The sequence below is a fragment of the Cryobacterium aureum genome, assembly GCF_002954245.1.
Lineage (GTDB): Bacteria > Actinomycetota > Actinomycetes > Actinomycetales > Microbacteriaceae > Cryobacterium > Cryobacterium aureum.
This window is the reverse complement of sequence record NZ_PPTG01000010.1, coordinates 1-21,947: the sequence shown is the minus strand read 5'-3', so window position 1 is coordinate 21,947 and position 21,947 is coordinate 1. Positions and strand designations below refer to the sequence as shown.

Genomic DNA, 21,947 nt, shown 5'->3' with positions numbered 1-21,947 from the left:
CGCTAGGAGACTGTCGTCGAGCGCGCGTGCGTTCAGGAGCTAACAGGCTATTTATTTGACTCATGTCCGATTCACTGCGAGATTGTAGGGAGGTTCGGAGTGCCGCATCGATGGGGGAACGCAAAATGTTGACTACAGCATCGTCAAGCTTGGATGTCAGATCCCGACTCAATAATCAGGCGCGTCGAGGTTCAACCCTTTTACTTGCTCTTGCAGCCGTCGCGATGCTTCTCACGGGGTGCAGCACCACGGCCGCCGGCGACACGAATTCGCCGGGGAAACCTCTTCAGCTTCGGCTCGTGATCTCCTCCAGTGACGGTCCATGCACCGCGCCGGCCCTGACCTCAGACGGCGCAGCCTCCGCGTGCGACCGGGCAGGAACCACCACATACGAATTAGCACAGGTGCTGGGTGTGATCACACCAGACTCAGTAACGCTCTCCGACGATCAGGGATCGACAAACTCCGTAAACCTTGATCTCAATGACACAGATACCGATACTCTCAGCGATGCTTCTCGCGAGGCGCTGGAAAAGAATCTGGCGATCGTCCTCGACGGCCGAGTCCTCTCCGCACCGCTCGTGAAGGATGCCCTCACCAGCAGCCCGCTAACACTGGTGTTCGGGACCGTATCCGAGGCCCAGCAGGTTGCCGCAGACATGAGGACTGCAACAACTCCTTGATCTCACCCAATCGACCTCGACTCCGGGATTCGACGGCATGCAGCACACCGCTTCCAACTTCGTAGACGCACGGAGATGAGCTCGTACCACTTCAGCCGATGCCTCGACCAGCCCGTATGGGGAACCGTCAATGCGATCCCGCCAATTACCCTATGCCTCCCCTAGAATCGGTTCGTCATGATGTTCACGCGCCGTATTCTCGCTGCACTGCTCGTCGCGGTTCCGACCGTGGGCGTCGGAATCGTGGTGATGCAATGGATGCCCTTGCCGAATCCTCTGAACGTGCAGTGGTCCGGTACCGAGGTCTCGAGCACGCAACCGTTGTGGATGGTCTTCCTGCCTATCGCGGCCGTGACACTCGGTGGCTTCGCCCTGGCCATCGCCGCCGCCGTAGATCGCGACCATGAGGAGCCCTTTCGAGGAACGCTGTACATCGCGGCAGTACTGACTTCAGGCAGCGCCGGGGCGTGCTGGGCGCTGCTCGCGATGAACCTTGACTATGCCGCACCAACCGGTCCGGCCTTCCTCGGCGCGCTGGCCCTTGCGCCGGTGTACGCCCTGCTCCCGTTGGCCGTCGTCGGCATCCACGCGCGGCACCGATCAAGCATCGACCAAGACATAGCGGAGCACCTCACATAAACCGTCACTCCTAATGCGCGGGTCCCACGACTTCGATCGTAAGACGGACGCCCACCAGGGTGCCTAAACACGCGATCGCCGACTTTGGTCCGTTCCAATAAGGGAACCCTATGCGGGACGACGTGTGCCAGCGAGTCGACTGTGTGGACAGGACCAAAGCTATGCTTCCCCACGACGTCTCCTGCTTCACGGGCTTCCTCATCCGAGTTGTCGAACCGGTTGCCCGATGTGGGCAGCCGCTCCGTGACGCCGCCGGGGTGGATCATCGACACAACACGTGTCCGATACCGTGGTGATGGCCGGAGCCCAAAAGCAATAGTTGCGATTGCCTGTCTGCCCGATGACGGCAAATGGTAGCTCTGAAAATTTCATCTACCTCCCCGACGAAAGATATTCATGACTTCTAGAACACTCAGGGCCTCTTGGGCTAATAAGGGGTTACGGTGCACAGCTCACAATCAGCAAGTTCTCACTCGGGACAGGGTGCGGTTATCGTGACCAGAAAACACCAGGTGCCACTCGAGCGCCTCAACGATCCACGCGCAATGATCAATCTGTTTGTGGGGATGCAATTGGCACTGTTTGTCGGCGTCCTCATCGGAATCTGGGTCAAATCAGCCATTTCCCACGAACCGTATTTCGCGATCCTCGGGCCTTACCTTCTCTTCACTTGGCTGCCTACGGCACTCGTCCTCGCGCTCGTGGGAACCATCATGTATAGACGCGCGAAACGGAAATGCTCTTCACGAGAGAACGAATAAGGTCGAGTAGATGCAGCACCCATAACACCGTGCTGGTGGGAACCCGCGAACGGACACCCTAAGAAGAGAGCGAAACGAAAATGCTTTTGAGTCTCGTTGCTGTATTAGCCTCACTCTTTTCCTTGCTCATCGTCTCGCTCTGCGCGTTCGGAGTGATTCCGCCGAACCGAGTCATTGGAGTACGCACGAATACAACCCTCCAGTCCCGAAAAACGTGGAACACGGTCCATCGACGGGCTCTCGTCCCTCTGGCTGTCACAACGGTGGCAGTGGCCGGTTGCTGGCTTCTTTATCCGGCAGGAATTGTCGAGAGCAGCGCATCAGCTGGCTTCGGTCTAACGGTCCTAGTGGCTGGATTGCTTTGGGCGTGGACACGCGGCGTACGTGGCATCCAACATCCCGCGGATCATGCTGGATGACAGCGCCTGTCTCCCGCCAGCGGAGCGACCTGCGAGATAGTCGGTGTATGCCCGACACCGTGATCGTGTGGAACGGCAAAATAGCTATCTGATCGGTCTGCCGTGCTGATGGAAGAGAGTTCCGCAAGCTGAACCCCATACGGGACGAGGGTTCCTAAGTCGCGCGTCTTCCCTCTTTGATCATTGGGAACTTGGAGGGCGATTACTGTAGGCCCGGAGTGGATCGGCATCCGTGCAGGTGCATATCGCTTCGTCCAGGTCGGTTCACCTCGCCAAGCCACCCTTGAGCGCAGTCCTTTGCGATGGGAGATTCTCGGTCGTCGTGTAGGTGACGGGCGAGAGATTCTCGCCGAGCCGAGCCGAGCCCCGGCTCGATAGCGACTAACTCATTGGCAATCCCCTGCACCTTGCTGCCGGCGCGAGTCGCATCGAGTAGAGAGCGCCCCTTTGTTGCGAGAGCGTCGATATCGAGTCCGCGCAAAAAATAGTATTCATCAGACTTGAAATTTCGGAAGCCGTTATCAACTAGCGTTGAATTATGTATTCATACAATTTCTACGGCGTCGCCGCAATGGCCGGAATAGTCGCAGCATATATCGTCTGCTTCGTGCTTTTGGCTTTGCTTGGGCGATTGATACTCGTTGCAACCCAAGCACTCCGCGCTTATACTCTGGCCAAGAATCTGCAGATGGATCTGCTACTCGCGGACACAAATGACGAAGACCTAAAGGAGTAGGCCATCTAAAGAAGAACACCGCGGTGGCCACGTTTCGTCCCGTACAAGGGGCCGCCTTACGAAACAGAATACGTAACACGCCGAGGGTCGGCGAAGTCATCGCTGTTTCCGTCGACGGGGTGGCGGGGTTTGTTCCAGGTGTAGTCGCCATTCGGGTTGATGTGCTCCCAATATCCTTTTCAGTTCATGGGGACTAAACCACGCGACTAGCCCAGTTGCGCCCATACCGCGAGCGGAACCCTCTATGGGACGATCGAGCTTCGAGTCCTGTGGGGATGGTGGTTGGGCTTGGTGGCCGATTCAAGGTGAATCAGAGCAGCGATCATCGCACCACATGAACCATCGCCGTGCGGCGGGCCAACCACACCAATGAGAAGGCGCCCGCACCGGTGACGGCGAGAATGACTACTGCTGGATTCGCGTCCTGACCGACCGCAACGGCCCGCCCCACGACAGCACTCGCCAGCGTGGCGGCAACCGCTGTCGCGATCGCTTCGACCAAGATTGTCGCCGCAGCCACCCGCGGAACAGTGACGCCATCTACCTCCGGTGGCACATCTACGATCTTGTTGAGGGTGTCGAGATAAACCAGCCCCATACCAATGCCCGCGAGCGTCCACCCGAGAAGGACCACAGTGATGCGCGGCAGAGCGTCGTCCGTGAGAATGACGGCTCCGGTCCCCAACAGCCCCAAGCCAATCAGGGAACCCCCTACCGCTGCGCGGCAGACGTACGCTCGGGACGTCCGTGGGGGCCATCGACTCGCTGCCAAACCCGCGAGCGCCCATCCCATGCCACTGCCGGCGAGTGCCAGCGCAGCTTGTCCGGTGGTTCCCCCGAGCAGATCTTGAACGATGATCGACATGATCGCTTGGGCACCGAAATACACACCCGCCAGGAGCCCCATCGTGGCCAGTGCCGCAGGGCGGCCGGCTCGCGCGCTCAGGGTTCCCGGGGGCAGAAGCCGGCGTGCGGCAAAGATCACGGCGACGGCCCCCATGGCACCCATGGTGACAGCTACGGCGGAGGGCACTGCCTGCAGGCCCACGAAGGAGAGTAAAGCAACGCCGCCCGCGAGCATTCCGGCGGAGCCGAGCGTCAACGGCTCCTTATCGGTTCCCGGTTGCATGGTGCCCCTCAGCTGGCGAGCAGCCACGATTCGCGCCGCGATGAGGAGCGGGAGGTAGAGCACGAGCGCCCAGCGCCAACTCGCAACAGAGGTCACCCACGCGGCGTACAGAGGACCGGCGAGTGAGGCGAATACCCAGGTCACGCTGAAACCGGCGAGAACCGCGCGGCGCCACCCGGCAGGTAGAACTGACACGATTGCCGCCAAGGACACGGTCGCCAAAGCTCCAGCGCCCAGACCAGAGGCGACCCGACCGGCAACGAAGACACCGACGTTCGGAGCTACGGCACTCGACACGCTGCCGGCGACCGTGAGCCAACTCAGATGAACGAGCAGCCGATCCACCCGAAAACGCTGGAGCAAGTACGGGCCCAAGGGCATCGTTAGGAACATGGCGATCTGCGCCGAGCCCACGATCACACCATAGAAATCCTTCGCGTCGAGGTCCGAACCAATGACGGGCATCACGGTGTTCAGCAGGTAAGCCTGCATGCCCGTGACAAGCTCCAACCCCAGCAGAGCCGCGGCCAAGAGCCCAGTTCGGGTCACGCTAATCGAAGGTGATCCGCTCGTACCACCGGGAGAAATCACGCCCAAAGACCCGACCGCTCAACGACTCTGCGGATCCATACGCGCCGTGCCCGCCCCACTTCGTCCCCATAACCGCTAAGCCTTGATCCTATTGCAGTGACCGGACTCGGAACGAAGATGCTCTGCAACTCCAATCGCCCGGTCGACATCCAGGCGACCCACGCCGCCAAGTTCCATGCGCGTGGTTTCGTCCTAGACGTTGTTGCCTTCGAGGAACCCCCTGCGGGACAATCGCTCAAATCCGTTAGCCTAGCTTGAATGGCTATGCACGACGACGAGTTGCACATTGACGAGCAAGTAGCTCGCCGGCTGATATCAGACCAGTTCCCCGAATGGCGCCTTGAACCCGTCCGTCGCATCGTGACGGACGGCACGGTGAACGCCATCTTTCGAATCGGTGCCGACCTCACGGCACGATTCCCGCTGCGCTGCGCTGCGCCAGCTGATATGACCTCCGAACTCAACCGAGAAGCCTCAGCAATGCGCGAGCTGGCGACGTGTTGTCCGGTCCCGACTCCGGTGCCCATGGTCGTAGGCAATCCGGGTTACGGCTTCCCCTGCCATGGTCTGTACAGACGTGGCTACACGGGACCGTGGCAACGCCCAAAGGTTTAGCGCACTCCAACATGTTCGCCTATGACCTCACCGGCCTCGTGCATTCGCTTCGCGCCGCGGCAACCAAAGGACGCAACTTCGCGGGCCCTGGTCGCGGCGGAGATCTGAAGGACTCCGACGAGTGGATGGAACTCTGTTTCCGAGAAAGCGCCGGGTTGCTTCCCGTCGATCGGCTACGCATTCTCTGGATGGAGTTTCGGAGTTTGCCGCCTTCTGGCCGCGAGGTGATGACTCACGGCGATTTGACTCCGAGCAATCTCCTCGGCGAGGGCGACCGACTGGTTGGCGTCCTGGATGGCGGTGGGTTCGCTCCGGCCGACCCGTCACTCGATCTTGTCGCCGCGTGGCACCTGCTCGATGACGAGAGACGAGCGCTCGTCCGTAGCGAGCTGCCTTGCGATGACCTCGAATGGTGGCGTGGAGCCGCGTGGGCGTTCCAACAGGCGATGGGCCTGGTGTGGTACTACCGGGAGTCGAACCCAGGGATGAGCACTCTCGGGCAGACCACCTTGGCGCGCATCGTCAACGACCCAGAGTTTTCGGCGCCTACCTCCGGTAGCCCGGGAGCCCGTTAGCGGAACCCCTTGCGGTGCACGCGAGTGATTGCCACTCGGACCGCGCCCGTCATGGATGAATGGCGCGTTGCTATGCGTCACTTCTCCGCCCTCTTCGCTGCGGCGACGAGACGTTTCAGTGTGCCGAGGCTTCGGGTGGTCACGGGGACGCTGAGGAGTGCTTCAAGAAACCCGGTGACGTCGCCGGCCGTGTGTCGCGGTTTCCAGCAGGCGCTGGTCGCGCTGCCGCAGTCGATCCGGCGGAGCTCGACGAGCTGATCGCGGCTCCGCATCGGGAGCTCGACTGGCGGCAGGAGATCCGTGTCGAAGAGCGAGATCATCGTTCGGTAGACGTTCTCGGCCGGGTCCGCTTCTGGGGTTTCCCTAACGATGTCTTCGAGCTCGGCCACGGTGCGCATGACCATGCTGTGGGAGTATTCCCCGTCGCGGAGGCCCCGAAGCGCGTGGCTCGCGGTGGCCTTAGGGGTTGCCGAGGTGAAGAGGACTGTGCCGTTGGTCTGAAAGTTTCGCGCCACCGCTGGTCCTCCGAATGCCGCGACGAGTTCGTTGCCGGTTGGGCTGCCTCGGTGGCCGAGGTTGAGATTTCGAAAGAACGCGACTTGGGTCACGGGCTCGCCAGTTCTTCGATGACTTGGGCTGTTGCGTTGGGGTGGGTGATCATCGGCCAGTGCCCGGTGTCGAGAGTCCTAAATGTCCAGCCGGGGGTGCTGGCATTGATGTCCGCGGCGGGCGGTGCTGTGGAGAGACACTGAATGTAAGCGAGCCGCGTGGTCACTGGGTTCAGCGGTTCGGTGATTGCCGGCTGCGCGTAGGTGGCGAGGGGCTGGGAACCGAGCTGGGGTTGCATCCACTCCCAGTCGGCTTCGCTGATGCCGTGCCGCGGGTAGAGCTGATCCAGTTGCTCTCGGGTGAAGAAGGGGATCGCCGCGTTCTCGGTTAGCCCGGACATGAACTGCTCGACGTCGGGGCCCATGGCGTCGAACCAGGACCGTCCGGGTTGGGGCAGCACCGCGTCAAGAAACACCACCGTCCTGATCCTGTCCACTTCGGAAGCGAGCACGCCTGCTGCGACGTATCCGGCGAAGGAGTGCGCGACGAGGGTGATGTCGGGCTGGTCACGTGTTGCGAGGAAGCCAGAGACGTCGTCGATCCAGTCGACCAATGAGACCTCGGCCGCCGGCGTTACATCGTCGCCGGTTGCGCGAAGCTGCGGGGTGAGCGCACGGAGGCCGTGGGCGTTGAGGATCGGCGTCACGCGCTCCCAAGCCCAGGGGCCGAGTCCGCTGCCGCCGAGCAGCACGACCGTGGGTGGGTTGGTCATTGGTCCGCTCCTAAGTCGGGTCCGCGATGAATTCCGCGGGCTCTTGCGGCTGCCGAAGCCAGCGGCCCCAGGCCTCGGCATGCCGTTGGGTCGAACCTGCCGATACGCCGTTGCGCCAGATGCCGTCGCCTAGAAGCGCGAGCCAGGAGGTCGACTCCGAGCACCGAAACAGCTGAGCCGACTCTCGCCGCGCGTCTGGCAGCGCGCCAGCCAGCAGGTGGTAACATGTTGTCACTCTGACAGCCTAGAGAGGGTGACGACATGATGTCAAAGGTTGAGCGATGAGCGACGCGAACACCGTGCTCCACGCGATCTTCGATGCCAATCGCCTGTTACGCGAGGCCGGCGAGAAGCTCGCCTCGACGGCCGGACAGACGCACGCGCGACGCATGGTCCTCCAAGCCGCTGAAGACGGCGCGACTGTGCCCGACATCGCCCGCAAGCTCGGACTTCACCGGCAAGGCATCCAGAGGATCACCGACGAACTCGTTGCCGACGCGCTTGGTCACTACGTCGACAACCCCCGCCACCGTCAGTCCAAGCTCTTCATCGTCACCGATCAGGGCTCAGCAGCACTGTCAGACATCCACACCGCACACACCAGATGGGTCGATGGCATCGAGGCCGAAGTGACCGGAATCGACTGGCGCGCACTCAACAGCGCGCTCGGTGAACTCATGCGGGTGCTTCGAGACCAAGCTGAACGAAGCACAGGATCCGCCTGATCCTCGTGGAGTTATCTCTCGGCCGCGTTCATCTCGTCCAGAGGCAGTCTTTGAACGTCGCGAATCCTGCGCGCGTTCAGAACCTCTCTGTGGGAAAGGCGGCCAGCAGTCACCGCAAGGCGTCAGCGTTTCCGAAGGGGATATCGACCGGGACACGGGAACGATTCGAAACTTGTGTCCGCTCCCGTAAGGGGAACCCTTGGCGGGATCGCACAGAGTCGGGACGCTCAGAGAATTCAGGATGCGATAGTGAGGGTGATGGGGTCGGTCTCGGCAGGTCCGCCACATTGTTCAGTGCCGCCCACGCGGACCCAGTTGAGTGTCACGTCCCTCTCGGCGAGGACTTCTTTGCTTGGTGAGAGTGCGCGAATAGTGACATTTTCTGGAGTCGCCATTACTGTCGAGATTTCCCACGAGTGTTCATCGATCCCGACGGACTCGTCTGGTGATAGCTGAGTTGGGGCAGGGCCTGAACATTCGCCGTCGACGCACAACTCAACGACGCTGACGTTAGATGTTGTGCCTTCGAGCTCGACGGTGACAGTGTTGTCCCACCCGATCGTGGGGCACACGTCCGAGACTGAGCAGCCGGACACAACCGCACTCACCATGAGCGCGGCACTGAGAACGACCAATCGCCTTGTCGTATTGATCGATCGTGTGGAAGCCATGTCGTCCCCATTCATTGCTTGTGATCCGAGGATAGCTGAACCATCTTAGCCATGGCTCAGATGAACAAAGCGTCACGTAAAGGGAACGCCTTGGGGTCAACGCCTGAGAGTGAGGGGTCCGCAAGAGGGACGTCCAGCGGGCGCGTTCAAACGTGATTCAGCTCAAGTCGCTTCGCGGAGCATGTTGCCCGTAAGTGGAACCCTCAACGGGCACTACCTCGATTGGGGCGCGGTACTCAGACAACTCTTCGTGTCAAGTGCACTCTCACTTCATCGCCGAGGCCCTTTCCAATGATTTTTCGAAATGGGGCGCGAATAGGCATCATGTGTGTTCCGTTGCCGACCGGTAGCATGCTTGCTTCATACGGATGGTCGTCTACCGTTCCTATGACTTTGACAGCCTTTCCCGTGCCAAAGAACTCGGCAGAGCCGGGCATCTGCACGCAGAGCCAGCCGCTGTTAGCGTCGGAAATAATCGTCGCCGCAAAAACACAATTGATCATTTGAACTGGCTTGTTAATGTCACTCATCATCAGTTAGCTCCCGTCAGCGACGGAGCGCCTAGACCTGTGAGTTCTCGTATGTGGACTGGCCGACCAGATACTGCGAGCAGCAGCGCAATCGCGGCGCCGTGCACCTCTTTGCCACGTCCTTCGTCGAAGTCCGCATCTGTTGCGATGAGGCGCAGTCCCTCCACACGTTCCTTACCTCCACCGAGTTTGACGCTGGTCTTCACTTGATAGTGAAGTGCAGTTGCCACCTCAGCGACGGGGTACTTATGGTCGATACCGAGAGGGCGCCGTATGTCCTCACCATGCACGAATATCTCGACCAAACGAGTGGCTAAAGGTGCGGGTGCACTTGTGGTGCGGCTGCGGACACCCTGGAAGTAGGCCAATGTCTGGTTTGGATCGGTGGACCGCTCCCGCGCAATTCCCGACGCGTTGATGCGATCGAAGCTAAAGCCAGCGGCAATCAGCTTGCTGACAAACCCGATGCGAGTGGTCTTGGCGTCATTGACGAGGTGAGCCAAAACGGTGTGAATATCCCATCCGAGACACAACGATGGCGTCGTCCACTGCTGTTTTTCCAATGCCAACAGATCGTGAATCAGCGCGGCACGTTCCTGGTGCACTACTGCCCAGATCTCATTCATAGAGGCTCCTTGGTTGCTTCTACGGGTGGCGAGTCAGCTAACCGACACTACTGCGTCGATCCCAATCGGACGCGGCCCGCAAGCCGAACCCCCTGCGGGCGCTTCTCAGGTTCGCCCGCAATAATCCGAACTATGACGATCCCAGCTGTAGCCATTGTGTGCGCACTCGGAATCCTGGTGCCGGTACTGATCGGACTCTTGCCAAGTCAGCGCAAGCGTCACGACGCGCGCCGCTGATCGGTCGAGCAGAGGGCTGGCATGTCGCCGCGCAGAGAAGTACCCTCCATCGTTGCGGGCGGCACGGGGCGGTAATTGTCTGCATTTCTCCGATCCGAGGAACGACCGGCAAATCACTCGTCGTGATCAGAGGCCAGGCTCAAGCTCCAGAGAAGTACTGCGGCGGGCACCATGCTCATCGTGACCAACGCGGTGAGGGTCATGAAGATCCATGAATAACCTCCAAGAAGGTGGGTTGGTCCGGTGAGGAACTGGTCGATGACCGCCAGCACCCAAAGAATCCCGATAATCGCCAGCGCCAACTTGAAGGCCTGGCCGAACGCTCGGTTGCGCTGAGCTAATTCACGCTCATCGAGTACCGTCTGAGGCGCATTATCGAGCATATTGGTGGCACGTCGCAGAAAAATCGTTCCCGTGGCTCCACTGAAAAGGGCGAGGCCCAGAAACAGGAGACCCAGAGGGTCTTGTGCGGTGAACGCTGCCGCCACGCCTAAGCTGAAGATGATCGCGGGCGTGAAGGTAAGCGCGACCCGAGCGGTCGGCCTCCGGACCCACGCAGGGATCGGTCGCTGGCGCGAATCCTCGAGGCGGTCTTCCATCTCGACACGCAAATCAGCGGCACGTCGATTGATGCTTGAGTGAGAGTCGCTCATGAGTCAATTCCTGTCATTAGGTCGACGGTGCGGTGCGAACGGTAGAGCTGCGCGGACATCGGCGGAAACGGGTGAAGCGAGAAGATTGCCTCTACCGGGAGAGAGAAGTGCGTCGCGATCTGGAGGGCGAGCTCGACGGATGGTCTGTAATCGCCGCGTTCAAGAAAGCCGATGGTTTGATAGTTCACGCCCACAGCCTCGGCCAGTTGACGTCGCGTAATGCCGCGCTCGGCGCGCAAGATCGCCAGTCGGTTGTGCAGCCGTTTACTTGCTCCATCACTCGAATTCTTGCCTGTCACGATGATATCGTTGCGTATTCACAACGAAGAAGCAAATTCTGGCACACCATCTCTATTGCAACGGAGCAAATTCAGGGCTCGATCCCAACGGGGGAATTGCATGACAGCGCCGCATTTCGTCATCACCGAACCAAGCAAGCCCTGGTCACACCCGAGGTCGACGTTGATTCAAGGTGCTCTCAGCGTGCGGGCAGGGGGACTGCCAGTTTTGAGCTGACACGGGACAAAATCAATGACGCCAAAATATTGATCACAGCCAGCCGCCACACAGCGCCGAAAGTCACGTCCAAGAACGGTGAAGACGCGGCTGCGTCCGTATCGGGGACCTCGAAAACTATAGGTCTCGAGTGAATGGCCCCGCAGCCAAGCATGTCGGCGTTGTGTCACTCGGGAACCCTGAGCGACGCGAATTGAGTGCGAATTGCCAAGCGCCCGGATTGGCTCGCCTTATGAGTCGGTCGCGATTCGTGTCCGCGCAATTAGTTCGGCTCGGGTCTATCGATCATTCCGTCCACGCGGCGGAGGGTCTCTGCGAGTTCTTGCGGGTTGCTGATCACGATGAGGTAGCCGCGGTTGTCAGTCGTGGTGATGAGAACGCCGTCACCTCCGCGATTCATGAGCGCCAGGGTTGCGTTACCGATGAGTCGAATTCCAAGTCCGTTACGCCAGGGGCTGACTCGCTTGGTGGTGACCGAGATGATATCGCTGGCGGGAATCGTCTTTCGGTAGGCGGGGAACCACACGAGCTTGGCAGTCTGGTTGCAGATTTCGATGCGGTGGTGGCTGATGGTGGCTGCTCCGAGCATGACCGCGACGAATACGAACACGAATAGGGCGAAGCCCCACTCGCTTGATGAAATAGCGCCAATTGCGCGCTGCAGGATGAGCGTGGCTGAAAGAGCAACGATCATCACGGAAAAGATGATGATCACGGCAGGGGCGAGGAATACATTTGAGGTGCGGTAGACCTGCGTTGTTGCCGTTGTCATGCGAGGACCTTTCTTTCGTCGGCCGGACGGATGCAGCTGGCAGATATCAACGGGAGCAGGAGAAGAGCGCCTATCCTTCACCTGACCCCGAGCCTGCTGGCGGGCATTTCCCGCAATCCGAACCCCTAATGATCCCTCTCCGGCTGGAGGGGTTGTGCCCGTGCTAATCGCCGTCGGACAGAGCGCGTGCGGCGCGGCTTCCTACCGAGGCGCCGTAGAGCGTGAAGGTGATCATGCCAGCGGCACCGATGAGGATGGATGCGAGCATAATCGCCACCGGGACGGGGAGAACGGAAGGCGCGGCAGAGTCAATTGAGCACCAGCCCGCCCATTGTATTGGCCGTTTTGCTGCCACATGTGCGGCAAGCCACGCACTGTCGCTTGCCATCGTCACGGGAAGGCGTATACCAGCGAGCTGATTGCGTCCAAGACGTCCGCTGGCTGCAGCCTGCGCCATCCACAGCAGAAGGACGCCACTGCCAACCATGACCACGAATAACACCACTCTGACAATCGCCTCTTCGCCCATAGCTTCACTCTATGATCTGCGTCTTTCACTCGCCAAAAGAAAGGTGCGCCCGCAAGCCGGACCTCTAGCGCGACAGGTCTGCAACCAATCCACCCACCGGCGTTGCGGGAAGATGCTGTGTCACTTAGGAACGGCGGATTCAACCCCTTGTGGGATAGGGCGACGATTCTTGCCCGCCCAGCCTCAGGCGGGTGGGTTATTGAGATTGGAAGTGCGAGAGGATGGGGTTTGTGTCCTCTCTCGAAGCCCGCGATGTCTCCGCTTCGATCGATTCAGAAGTGCTTTTGGCGCCCGTGTCCTTCACCGTGAGTAGCGGTGAAGCCTTGGCTGTGCAGGGGCGGAATGGTTCAGGCAAGACGACCCTTCTTCGTATCCTCAGCGGCCAGCTTCGCCCGACTGGAGGTCAGGCCTTCATTGACGGTGAGTCGGTCGATGAACGCCGCCGTGCCGTGCGGCGAACCATCTCCGCCCGTATCGGCTTGCCAGCTTTTGCCCGGGAGTTGACCGCTCACGAGCATTTGCGTTTCATCGCGACAACGTGGGGACGGCTCGGATCCGCTGCCACTGATGCGGCTGACGCTACCATGGTGGCTCTTGCGATCAGTCACCTTCGGAACCGGTTCGTGAACGAGCTCTCATCGGGACAGACGCAACTGTTGTCCTTGGCCACGGCTCTCGTGCGCCCCTTCGATGTGTTGATCCTCGACGAACCGGAACAGCGCCTGGATGCGACACGACGCGCGCTGGTGTCATCCGTGATCCGCGCCGAGATCGATCGTGGCGCCACGGTCGTGATCGCGAGCCACAGTGCAGACATGGTGGAGGCTATCGCGGACCGGTCAGTGTCACTCGCAGAGTCGTGAGCACGTCCACTGACCGCCAGATCCTGGCGCACGTTCGATTGGTAACGGCATCCAGAGCTGGCCTGCCAACGGCGAGCGACGCCGTCTACACGGTCTACGTCGCGGTACTCATCGTCGCAATCGTCGCGGTGCCAGTCGTGCGTTCAATAGTCCTCGGCCTGGCGAGTCCGGAAATTCTTTCCACGATCGTCGCCCCCGATAGCTACCGGGGTGTGGGTGCAATCGCTGCGGTACTGGCAGCCTGCGCGCTCCTGATCGGGCGAACGCGGGGGCTGGCCGTACCGAGTCCGTTCCTCATTGAATTCCTCGCGGGTAGTCACCTCGCCCGCAGCGATACGCTGCGTCGTCCAATCTTGTTCAGCGTCACTGTGCTGGCCCTGGCTGCGGTCACGGTATCCGGGATTGTTGTCGGGGCGCGGTTCCTTGGCGGCCCGACAGCGGCCATTCCCGCTGCGCTCATCTTGCTCGGCTCGATCGCGTACTCGGGCGTGCTAGCCGTGCTGTGGTTGATGGGGCAGAGCTGTCCCCGCCCCACCACGATCCCACTGGCCATCGTCATCCTAGGCAGTGCGGTTGCAGCGGCAGCCGGCGCCGACATCGTCATGCTCGCGAGCCCCTGGGGATGGCTTGCCCTGTTGTGGGCATCCCTCGATCCGGCCGCGCCAGTCCTGTGGTGGCCAGCCCTCACCCTCGCCCTGTCACCATTGGTGTTTCTGGCCGCTCCTGCACTGCTGAATAACCTCCGCAGCCCTGAACTCATGGCGCAAGCCCGCCGCTGGCAGTCAATCGGCACTCTGGTGCAGACCGGCGACATTGCCGGAGCGTCGGGCGCCCTCCGTACCCCACCGGCACGAGGGAGGCGCTACCGCATCTCCTTCACCGGGCCACTGCCTATCGCGATTCTGCAGCGCGACATCGGAACCGCACGGCGGTTCCCAGTGCGGATTACTTTCGGTTCTCTGGCTCTGGTCGTAGCCGGGTGGTTGAATGCCCAAACCGATTCAGCCCAGGGCGGACTTGACTGGGTCGTGGCCTTGGCCGGGGTACTCCTCGCCTACCTCGCCGCCGGCGTTTGGTGCGACGGGCTGCGAAACGCCAACGAGAACGTGGGCCCGTCGTCGTTGTATGGCCGGAGCGCCCTGACCATGATCGGCTCCCATGCACTGCTCCCGGGCCTCGCCTGCCTCCTTCTCGGGTCCATAGGTACCATTGCAGCCGTCGCTGGCGGGGCAGCCATCGGCGTTCTACCGTGGTGGATGCTGGTGTCTGTCTTCATCGTTCTGGTGCGGATTCTGGACTGTGCCAAAGGACCGATGCCGATCGGTCTGCTCCTTCCCATCGTCACGCCAGTTGGCGACGTGTCCATCCTGAACGTGATCGCCTGGCAAGCCGACGCCCTCATCATCGTGCTCGCCACAGCGGGAGGGTTGAGCGTCCTTTTCTCAACCGCCGGACCAGAAGCAGCCGTGTGGCTCACCGCGGGCATCGGAATCGTGGCTGCCCTCGCCGGACGACGCATTCGAGCCCTCGGCGCTTGACGACCTGACAAGACCAGCCGCCCACCCGCCATTTTCCCAGACGAACAGAAACCAAACGACTGGGCTCGAGCGCCATCCGTGCCCGTAGCCGGAATCCTTTACGGATGCCTGTGTTCTTGGCGCAGGGGGAGAACCGTCGTCGGAGGAGAGGGTCAAATTTCAAGGAGTTTGAGTTCCGCAGTTGGGCATCATTGCCTCCGCGTTGGCCCCTGCGCGGAGTGATCAGGGCATTTCGGTCTGTGCCGCCAATGATGGCGACGCACGCCGAAGCAACCGACTCCTCGTGCGATCCAGTTAGACGGCCCGCATGCGTTGAGTAAACTCGGGCGCATGGCAAACTCACGGCTTCGTGATCGCGCAGTATCCCCGGCTTCCCTCGCGTTGTTGATCGGAGGGGGGCTACTCCTGGCGTCGGTCGTCATCACGGTAATCGCGCAGCCCACACTCTTCCCATACGCCGGAATGGTGGCCCCCGCTCTGTTCTCTGCCGCCCTGTTCGTGTTCGCCTTCGGTGTGCGTGGCGTGGGCAGCGTCACAGCGCGGCGCCCGGTTGGCACTATCGCTCTCGTTTTGTTGGCTGTATGGCTGCTTCTCGGGTCTGTGTTGTATGGCGTTATCGGCGATGACTTCTCGAACGCCCCGACCCTATTCCTGGCTTTCGCCTACGCGGACTCCTTGGTTCGATTCGCTCTCGCAGTGGTTGCAGTCATGCAAATTGCCCGGCTTGGAGCCGTGCCGGCTCCGTGGAACTGGGTGCCAGCCGGGATCGTGGCAGCGGTGGCCGTGACCTGGCTACTACTGCAAGTGCTGGGCGGAGGCTCGCCCACCATATACGGACCGAATCTGGTGACATGGCTCTTGATGGGACTGGACGGCCTTGCCCGGATCGGCGGAACAGTACTGCTCGGTGTAATCGCCATCGTTCTCGCCGACCGTGTCAATCGCAAGGCAACCGCCAATGTCTCTCTGGTACCCGAAACACAGATCTAAATTCGTTCCGTCCCAAGCCCCACAGTTGTGAAGCTGTCCGGTTCCCAACCGGTCTGGCAGGATTGCCATCGGTCGGTCGTTGGGGCTGGGACACGGCCAAAATTAGTGCTGTGTGGCTGAGTCGAATCAGCGTGAACGCACCGGTGGCTTACAAGTAACTGCCGGTGAGCAAGCTAGCGGCTCGGGTGAAGCACGCCGAGAGGGACGGGAATGGGACACGCGAACGGTCGGTCAGCGACTTTCATCCGTTCCCGATACGCCAACGTCATACGGGACACTCGAACTTCGAGCCTTTCGCTGACGGCCGCCGGACCAAGGCTGATTGTGTCTAATTCATTTCGTGTCGTGCTCTTGTAGGCGCGGCCGAAACCGCGACCGCTAACTCGGGGGCGTTTGCAGGACGCGTCGGCGCCTCCTGGCGACCAAAACGGTCGTAATGAGAAGGCCGCCTGAAGCAACCGGACCGACGCCGCTAACATCGTTCAAAAGGACCGCTGACCTCGTTCAATGTCTTCTTGCATCTTCGTCATCGCCTTCGCGACCTCCGGGTTGGAACCCGCCAAGTCCCGCGCGGATCTATTGAACCTTCGTCGTGACGAAAGGAAATAGAACGCCGCGAGGATAGCTAGGGCCAGAACGAGTCCCCTCCCGCGATGAGCACAATCATTAGGCCGCCTGCAATCATGGAAGATCCTTTCGCGGTTTCTTGAAAACCATCCTGACACGAAACATATAAAGAACTAATTATCGTCAGCCGTTCCCTGATTCGCGCTAGAGATCTTCCAGAGTGCTAACGCCTTGCATGAGCGGAAGCACTGAGCAGGCGTTCTATCAAACGCCAGCTCCCTTCCGTGCCGCTGAAGATGGGAAGGACCGAGAACGAACCATCGAGTACACGACGCCTTGACCAACGAACAAGGCAAAATCAAATTTCAAGTCGGCGTCCGCAAGCCGAACCCCCTGCGGGACGGCTGGGCGTAGAGGCCTTTCATGATCGTCGGTCGGGCATTTCGTTAGCATGGGCGTGTGATCATATGGCTGAATGGCACTCACGGCGTTGGAAAAACGACCACCGCCAAGCTCGTGCAGGAGCTCATCCTAGGATCGCGCGTGTTCGATGCCGAGAAAGTCGGTGAGATGTTGATGGACGTCCACCCTGGGCTGCCCGAGACAGACAACTTTCAGCACTGGCCTCCGTGGCGCCCTCTTGTGGTCGAGACGGCCCGCCACATTCTCGATTACACGGGCGGCACTCTGATAATGCCGATGACGGTCCTGGTTGAGGCATACTGGCGCGAGATCAGCGACGGATTCGCCGCCTAGGACATTCCAGTTCGACACTTCCTGCTCCACACCGACACGAAGACACTTCGTGAGCGCATCATGGGAGACACGGTGATGGGTCCGTCCGTATTCCGTTTGGCCTACCTCGTCCCGTACGATAAGGCGTTCCGTGGATGGCTAGGCGCTGAAGCCGACGTGATCGATACCACCGCATTGACGCCTTCCGAGGTGGGAACGGCCCTCGCCGATGCGATTGGAGTTTCATAATCGCGCTCGCGTACACACGCCCGGCCGCTGAAGAGACGGCGCACAGAAGAGGATGCCGTCGTCGCCGTCGAAATCGTCGTGCGGAAGCGATCGCTGCGAGCCACATCGTGAACCACTCGCTGTGTGATCGGGCAGACTGGCGAGATGACGGAGATTGTGGTGCGTGAGGCCGAATCGCTCGAGACGGAGGCAATCGCGGGGTTGCGCTGGCGGTAGGTGGTGGAGCGGGGCGGAGTTCCGGTTGTGAGTCGGGAGGACTTCGTGGCGTCCGTAGTGGCTTTCGCGTCCGTGCATGAGCAGACCCATCACCGGGTCGTGGCGGTGCGCGGCCGCGTGGTCGTCGGCATGGCATGGCTGGCGGTGCTGCCCCGGGTGCCCAGCCCGCGCGCCACCGATCGTGCTTCCGGAGACGTGCAGTGCGTGTACGTCGTCCCCGAGGAACGAAACGCCGACATCGGCGGCACGATGATGGCAGCCGTTCTGGACAAAGCTCGACAGCTGGGCCTGGAACACGTCACTGTGCACTCCAGCCCCGAGGCAATCCACCTCTACGAACGCACCGGGTTCACCGCTTCACCGCGCGTCTTGTTCGCCGATTTCGCCGGTCGGTAACGGGTTGCGACGTTCTGGGAGTCGAGCGTTAGTCGGTCGCGAGGGCAGCGAGGTCCGGGCAGGTTTTCATGATCACTGCCCCGAGCCGCAGCGGTTGACCGGGTGTCGGCGGACATGAGAAGCTGCCCATAGGCGGCCACGGAATTGCCCGCTGACGGCCAGTAAAACTGCACGTTGGTGGCCATGAGATCTGCCCACTTCCTTTTCTGAGCCCGACCGGTTAACCGGCGGGAGCCTCTCCCTGGGGTTTGATTGCGGTATCTAGACGCATCAAGCCAGTTCAGGAAGAGGCCCATTTATGAAGGTAGACGTAGAAATCATGGAAATACTCGCTGCGTATGATCTGACACGATCTTTTCGCTCTGCTGCGGAGCTGACGGGGTGCTCGCACCACACCGTCGCCCGCCATGTCGCCGCCCGAGACGCGGGCCAGCCACTGGCTGAACCGGCCTTTCGGGGCCGCGTCACGGACCCGTTCCTGCCGAAGATGGAGGAGTGGATCCAGTTGTCGCACGGGAAGCTGCGCGGTGACAAGGCCCACACCAAGTTGCTGGCCCTGGGCTACACCGGGTCCGAGCGCTCCACCCGGCGCGCCATCGCGCAGGTCCGCGCCAACTTTCGCCTCGGCAACGCGCGGGTGCACCGGCCGTGGGTGACCGAGCCGGGCCAGTGGTTGCAATACGATTTCGGTGACGGACCTCTGATCGATGGGCGCAAGACGGTGTTGTTCGTGGCGTGGCTGGCGTGGTCACGGTTTCGGATCGTCATCGTGCTGCGCGATCGGACGGCGCCGACGGTGTTCGCGGCGCTGGACCGGACACTGCGCATCATTGGTGGTGCGCCAACCTATGTCCTGACCGACAATGAGAAAACTGTCACCGTGGCGCACATCGCCGGCGTTCCGGTGCGGAACCTGCAGACGGTGGACTTCGCCCGCCACTACGGCGTGACGGTGCTCACCTGCCAGCCGGCGGACCCGGCGACGAAGGGCGGGTCGGAGTCGTCCGTGAAGCTGGCCAAGGCCGACTTCGTCCCGAAGGACACGAACCTGCGGCCCGAGTACGACTCGTTCGCGCAGATTGAAACGGCCTGTCAGGAGTTCATGGACGAGGTCAACAACCGCGAGCACCGCGCCACCCGCCGCAAGCCCGCCGCGATGCTGCTGGAGGAGACGCCGCGACTGCACCGCATCCCCGACACCGCCCACACGGTCTCGTTCGGTCTCTCGCGCAGCGTCCCGGACAACACCCCGATGGTCACGTTTGAGAACGGCCAGTATTCGGTGCCGTCGCACTTGCTCGGCGCGACGGTGTTCGTGCGCAGCCACGGCGTCGGCACTGATGAACGCATCGTCGTGATGCATCAGAGCAGCGAGGGGCCGGTGGAAGTGGCCCGGCATGCTCGGGCGCGTCCGGGCAGCCCGATGATCGACGACACGCATTTCCCCGACCATGCACCCAAGATCCCCGGCGATTACGCGATGAAAGCGCGCAGCGCCGCCGAGGCCGAGTTCTTGGCGATCGGGGCGGGAGCGCGCACCTGGCTGCTTGAAGCGGCCGCCGTTGGCACGATGCGGATGAAGCAGAAAATGGCGGAAGCGGTCGCGTTGGCCAAGATCGCCGGGCAGGCCGACGTTGACCAGGCGCTCGGCACGGCGGCCATCCACGGCCGGTTCGCCCACAAGGACCTCGCGTCCATCCTCAACGCCACCGGACTACGCACCAGCACCCACACCGCCAGCGAGACCCTGTCTCTGACCCAAGGAACCAGCGGGTGGGCGGCGATCGGCCAGCCACCCGCCGCGCCTACGGCCGAGCAGGAGGAGTGCGCATGAGTCCCGTCCCCGCGGCGGCGCCGCCGATGCCGGCGGATTTGGAAGCGTTGATGCGGCAGCTGAAGATGCCCTACGCCCGCGCGTTGGCGCCGGAGCTGCTCATCACCGCCCGCACCCAACGTTGGGAACCCGCCGAGGTCGTCAAGGCTCTCCTCATCGAGGAAGTCGCCGGCCGGTCCCGGTCCATGCTCGCCACCCGCCGGAAAGCGGCCGGATTCCCGACGGGGAAAACCTTCGACACCTGGGACCCCGCCGCCTCCTCGATCCCGCTGCCGACGCAGCAGTCGCTGCGCACCCTCGAATGGATCGGCCGGAAGGAGAACGTCGTGGTTTGCGGGCCGTCGGGCACGGGGAAAACGTTCTTCCTCGAGGCCCTCGGCCAGCAGGTCGTCGAAGCAGGGATGCGGGTGGCGTGGTTTCGCCTCGAGGACCTCGGCGCGCTGATGCGCGCCCACCGCTCCGACGACAGCGTCACCCGCGTCGTCACCCGCATCCTCCGCGCCGACCTCATCGTCATTGACGACATCGGGCTGCTCGCCGTCGGGACCGACGCGGCCGAGGGACTTTATCGCCTCGTCGACGCCGCCTATGAAAAACGATCCATCGCGGTCAGCTCAAATCTTCACCCCGCCGGATTTGACGAGCTCATGCCGAAAACCCTCGCGACGGCGACCGTTGACCGCCTCCTGCACCACGCTCACGTCTGCCAAACCTCGGGCGACTCCATCCGCCTCACGCAGGCCCTCGCCGGGAAGGGCGTGACCCCAATGAGCTAACCCTGCACCCGAACATGGCCAACGCCGCCGAACCCTGGTGGGCAGATCTGTTGGCCATGACTGGGCAGTTTTCCTGGCCACCAGCGGGCATTTCTCGTGGCCGCCAGTGGGCCGTTCCTCATGGCCCTTGACAGACTGATAAATGGTGAATGGCTGGAAGGCAGGCGAACGACGTGGGTGCAGCGGAGTGCCATCTGTTCTTGTAGCGCCGGGCTGAGCGCTCGGTCCTGCTCACATTCTCAAGCCATGCAACGACTATTATCAGAACCAGAAAAGCCCATCGTTGAGACGACCGGTTGAATCCGCCAAGCCTCAGCGGGATTCGCGTAGCTTGGAGTCCAACTTGCTCATAAGGTCATCGACGCGACTCTTTCCCGCTGGTGCGGTTGGATAACGGCTAAGAACATCAATCAGGCCTGGGGTGGCGTGGTTCTTGGCTCGCTCAACGAAGTTGTCGCCAACCTCGGGATTGTCACCCGCAACCAACTCAGCGATACGCGCCGCACTTGCGGGACCGCGCAGGATGTGACTCACCTGAGTGGCTTTCGCAATTGGGTGCAGGTAGGCGGCGGCTGCGGCGTCGCCCGCGGTGCGCGCGGCAAGCCGTCCTGATCCGGTGGCGGCTTCTTGTGCGGCGCGGTGTGCGTCTGAAGCTGTGACACGCTGCAGGTTGGTCCTTTTTGCGCCGTTGACAAACTCCCACGCAGCGTCGACGGCCGCGCGTGGCCGAGGGTCATCTGGATAGGCGGCCTCAAACACCGGAAGCACTTCCTCTGCTGCCTCCACTACAAAGCGTGCCACGACTCGCAGTTCGTCCATGGTCAACTCGAAATCGCCGGTTCCCACAGTCATGATCCAATTTTCTCATTTCTGCGAAGCCCAGAAGCGGAAGGCAAATTCAACCGGTCGTTGCAACACTCGATTTTTGTGGCTCTCATGACGTAACCGTGGGTCCGTTGGGAGCGCCTTAACGGCCGCACGCCGCTCTCCGCCTAGGTTTCTAACTGTCAAAGGTAAGAAACTCGGGAACGGAAAAAGCGGCGTGCGAACTCTAA

At 61.4% G+C, this 21,947-nt stretch carries 21 protein-coding genes and 1 pseudogene; 12 read left to right on the top strand and 10 right to left on the bottom strand.

The genetic code is table 11. The annotated features are described in order from the left end of the window. The first annotated feature begins 413 nt into the window (after positions 1-413). The 3 genes from CJ028_RS20615 (at position 414) to CJ028_RS21890 (ending at position 2,502) form a co-directional block, all read left to right on the top strand. Entirely contained in the window at positions 414-683 is a 270-nt protein-coding gene (locus tag CJ028_RS20615) for a SecDF P1 head subdomain-containing protein (protein WP_129590391.1), read from the top strand. A gap of 177 nt (positions 684-860) precedes the next feature. Further along, on the top strand, positions 861-1,322 hold the full coding sequence (locus CJ028_RS05380) for a hypothetical protein (protein ID WP_105034258.1): 462 nt from the start codon (positions 861-863) through the stop codon (positions 1,320-1,322). 841 nt (positions 1,323-2,163) lie between these two features. Beyond that, positions 2,164-2,502 (top strand): SdpI family protein, encoded by a 339-nt coding sequence (locus CJ028_RS21890; protein ID WP_105034256.1) that lies wholly within the window; start codon positions 2,164-2,166, stop codon positions 2,500-2,502. A 1,058-nt stretch (positions 2,503-3,560) separates the two neighbouring features. On the opposite strand, the gene CJ028_RS05360 is transcribed toward CJ028_RS21890, so the two are convergent. Further along, entirely contained in the window at positions 3,561-4,916 is a 1,356-nt protein-coding gene (locus tag CJ028_RS05360; RefSeq protein ID WP_129590390.1) for an MFS transporter, read from the bottom strand. Positions 4,917-5,551: 635 nt separating this feature from the next. Between CJ028_RS05360 and CJ028_RS21340 the strand changes: the two genes are divergently transcribed. Beyond that, the gene (locus CJ028_RS21340) at positions 5,552-6,148 is read left to right on the top strand and encodes a phosphotransferase (RefSeq protein ID WP_240607112.1); all 597 of its coding nucleotides are present in this window, start codon (positions 5,552-5,554) and stop codon (positions 6,146-6,148) included. Positions 6,149-6,225: 77 nt separating this feature from the next. On the opposite strand, the gene CJ028_RS05350 is transcribed toward CJ028_RS21340, so the two are convergent. Then, on the bottom strand, positions 6,226-6,756 hold the full coding sequence (locus CJ028_RS05350) for a DUF1697 domain-containing protein (RefSeq protein WP_105034253.1): 531 nt from the start codon (positions 6,754-6,756) through the stop codon (positions 6,226-6,228). Continuing rightward, entirely contained in the window at positions 6,753-7,469 is a 717-nt protein-coding gene (locus CJ028_RS05345) for an alpha/beta fold hydrolase (protein WP_161498896.1), read from the bottom strand. Before CJ028_RS05345 ends, CJ028_RS05350 begins: the two co-directional genes overlap by 4 nt. A 281-nt stretch (positions 7,470-7,750) precedes the next feature. Here CJ028_RS05345 and CJ028_RS05340 point away from each other — a divergent pair, with 281 nt between their 5' ends. Beyond that, positions 7,751-8,194: a MarR family winged helix-turn-helix transcriptional regulator gene (locus CJ028_RS05340; protein WP_105034251.1), complete on the top strand. Its 444-nt coding sequence runs from the start codon at positions 7,751-7,753 to the stop codon at positions 8,192-8,194. A gap of 907 nt (positions 8,195-9,101) precedes the next feature. Here the strand turns inward: CJ028_RS05340 and CJ028_RS05335 are convergent. From CJ028_RS05335 to CJ028_RS05310, 6 genes are all read right to left on the bottom strand, one after another. Next, positions 9,102-9,398, bottom strand: a complete 297-nt coding sequence (locus tag CJ028_RS05335) for a DUF1905 domain-containing protein (protein ID WP_205683948.1) — start codon at positions 9,396-9,398, stop codon at positions 9,102-9,104. Continuing rightward, a complete protein-coding gene (locus CJ028_RS05330) occupies positions 9,398-10,021 on the bottom strand; it encodes a maleylpyruvate isomerase family mycothiol-dependent enzyme (protein WP_105034250.1) in 624 nt (207 codons plus the stop codon). Before CJ028_RS05330 ends, CJ028_RS05335 begins: the two co-directional genes overlap by 1 nt. Before the next feature lie 350 nt (positions 10,022-10,371). Continuing rightward, positions 10,372-10,911: a hypothetical protein gene (locus tag CJ028_RS05325; RefSeq protein WP_105034249.1), complete on the bottom strand. Its 540-nt coding sequence runs from the start codon at positions 10,909-10,911 to the stop codon at positions 10,372-10,374. Continuing rightward, entirely contained in the window at positions 10,908-11,210 is a 303-nt protein-coding gene (locus tag CJ028_RS05320; RefSeq protein WP_105034248.1) for a helix-turn-helix transcriptional regulator, read from the bottom strand. The genes CJ028_RS05325 and CJ028_RS05320 overlap by 4 nt, the downstream gene beginning before the upstream one ends. Before the next feature lie 479 nt (positions 11,211-11,689). Continuing rightward, positions 11,690-12,199, bottom strand: coding sequence for a hypothetical protein (locus tag CJ028_RS05315; protein ID WP_105034247.1), 510 nt, complete (start codon positions 12,197-12,199; stop codon positions 11,690-11,692). A 163-nt stretch (positions 12,200-12,362) separates the two neighbouring features. After that, on the bottom strand, positions 12,363-12,728 hold the full coding sequence (locus CJ028_RS05310; RefSeq protein ID WP_105034246.1) for an SdpI family protein: 366 nt from the start codon (positions 12,726-12,728) through the stop codon (positions 12,363-12,365). A gap of 284 nt (positions 12,729-13,012) precedes the next feature. Between CJ028_RS05310 and CJ028_RS05305 the strand changes: the two are divergent. From CJ028_RS05305 to istB, 7 genes and pseudogenes are all read left to right on the top strand, one after another. Then, positions 13,013-13,591: pseudogene (locus CJ028_RS05305) on the top strand (ABC transporter ATP-binding protein); the annotation flags it as partial. Continuing rightward, on the top strand, positions 13,588-15,129 hold the full coding sequence (locus CJ028_RS05300; protein WP_105034244.1) for a hypothetical protein: 1,542 nt from the start codon (positions 13,588-13,590) through the stop codon (positions 15,127-15,129). The pseudogene CJ028_RS05305 and the gene CJ028_RS05300, both read left to right, overlap by 4 nt. 330 nt (positions 15,130-15,459) lie before the next feature. Beyond that, the gene (locus tag CJ028_RS05295; RefSeq protein ID WP_129590389.1) at positions 15,460-16,119 is read left to right on the top strand and encodes a hypothetical protein; all 660 of its coding nucleotides are present in this window, start codon (positions 15,460-15,462) and stop codon (positions 16,117-16,119) included. A 1,026-nt stretch (positions 16,120-17,145) separates the two neighbouring features. Beyond that, positions 17,146-17,442, top strand: coding sequence for a DEAD/DEAH box helicase family protein (locus CJ028_RS21335; RefSeq protein ID WP_240607111.1), 297 nt, complete (start codon positions 17,146-17,148; stop codon positions 17,440-17,442). 489 nt (positions 17,443-17,931) lie between these two features. Next, the gene (locus CJ028_RS05285) at positions 17,932-18,282 is read left to right on the top strand and encodes a GNAT family N-acetyltransferase (protein ID WP_240607110.1); all 351 of its coding nucleotides are present in this window, start codon (positions 17,932-17,934) and stop codon (positions 18,280-18,282) included. Between the two features lie 298 nt (positions 18,283-18,580). Then, complete coding sequence (gene istA, locus CJ028_RS05280; RefSeq protein WP_105034242.1) at positions 18,581-20,116, top strand: IS21 family transposase; 1,536 nt, start codon at positions 18,581-18,583, stop codon at positions 20,114-20,116. After that, a complete protein-coding gene (gene istB / locus CJ028_RS05275; protein ID WP_105034241.1) occupies positions 20,113-20,892 on the top strand; it encodes an IS21-like element helper ATPase IstB in 780 nt (259 codons plus the stop codon). Before istA ends, istB begins: the two co-directional genes overlap by 4 nt. Before the next feature lie 312 nt (positions 20,893-21,204). On the opposite strand, the gene CJ028_RS05270 is transcribed toward istB, so the two are convergent. After that, on the bottom strand, positions 21,205-21,744 hold the full coding sequence (locus CJ028_RS05270; RefSeq protein WP_105034240.1) for a putative immunity protein: 540 nt from the start codon (positions 21,742-21,744) through the stop codon (positions 21,205-21,207). Between the last annotated feature and the right edge of the window lie 203 nt (positions 21,745-21,947).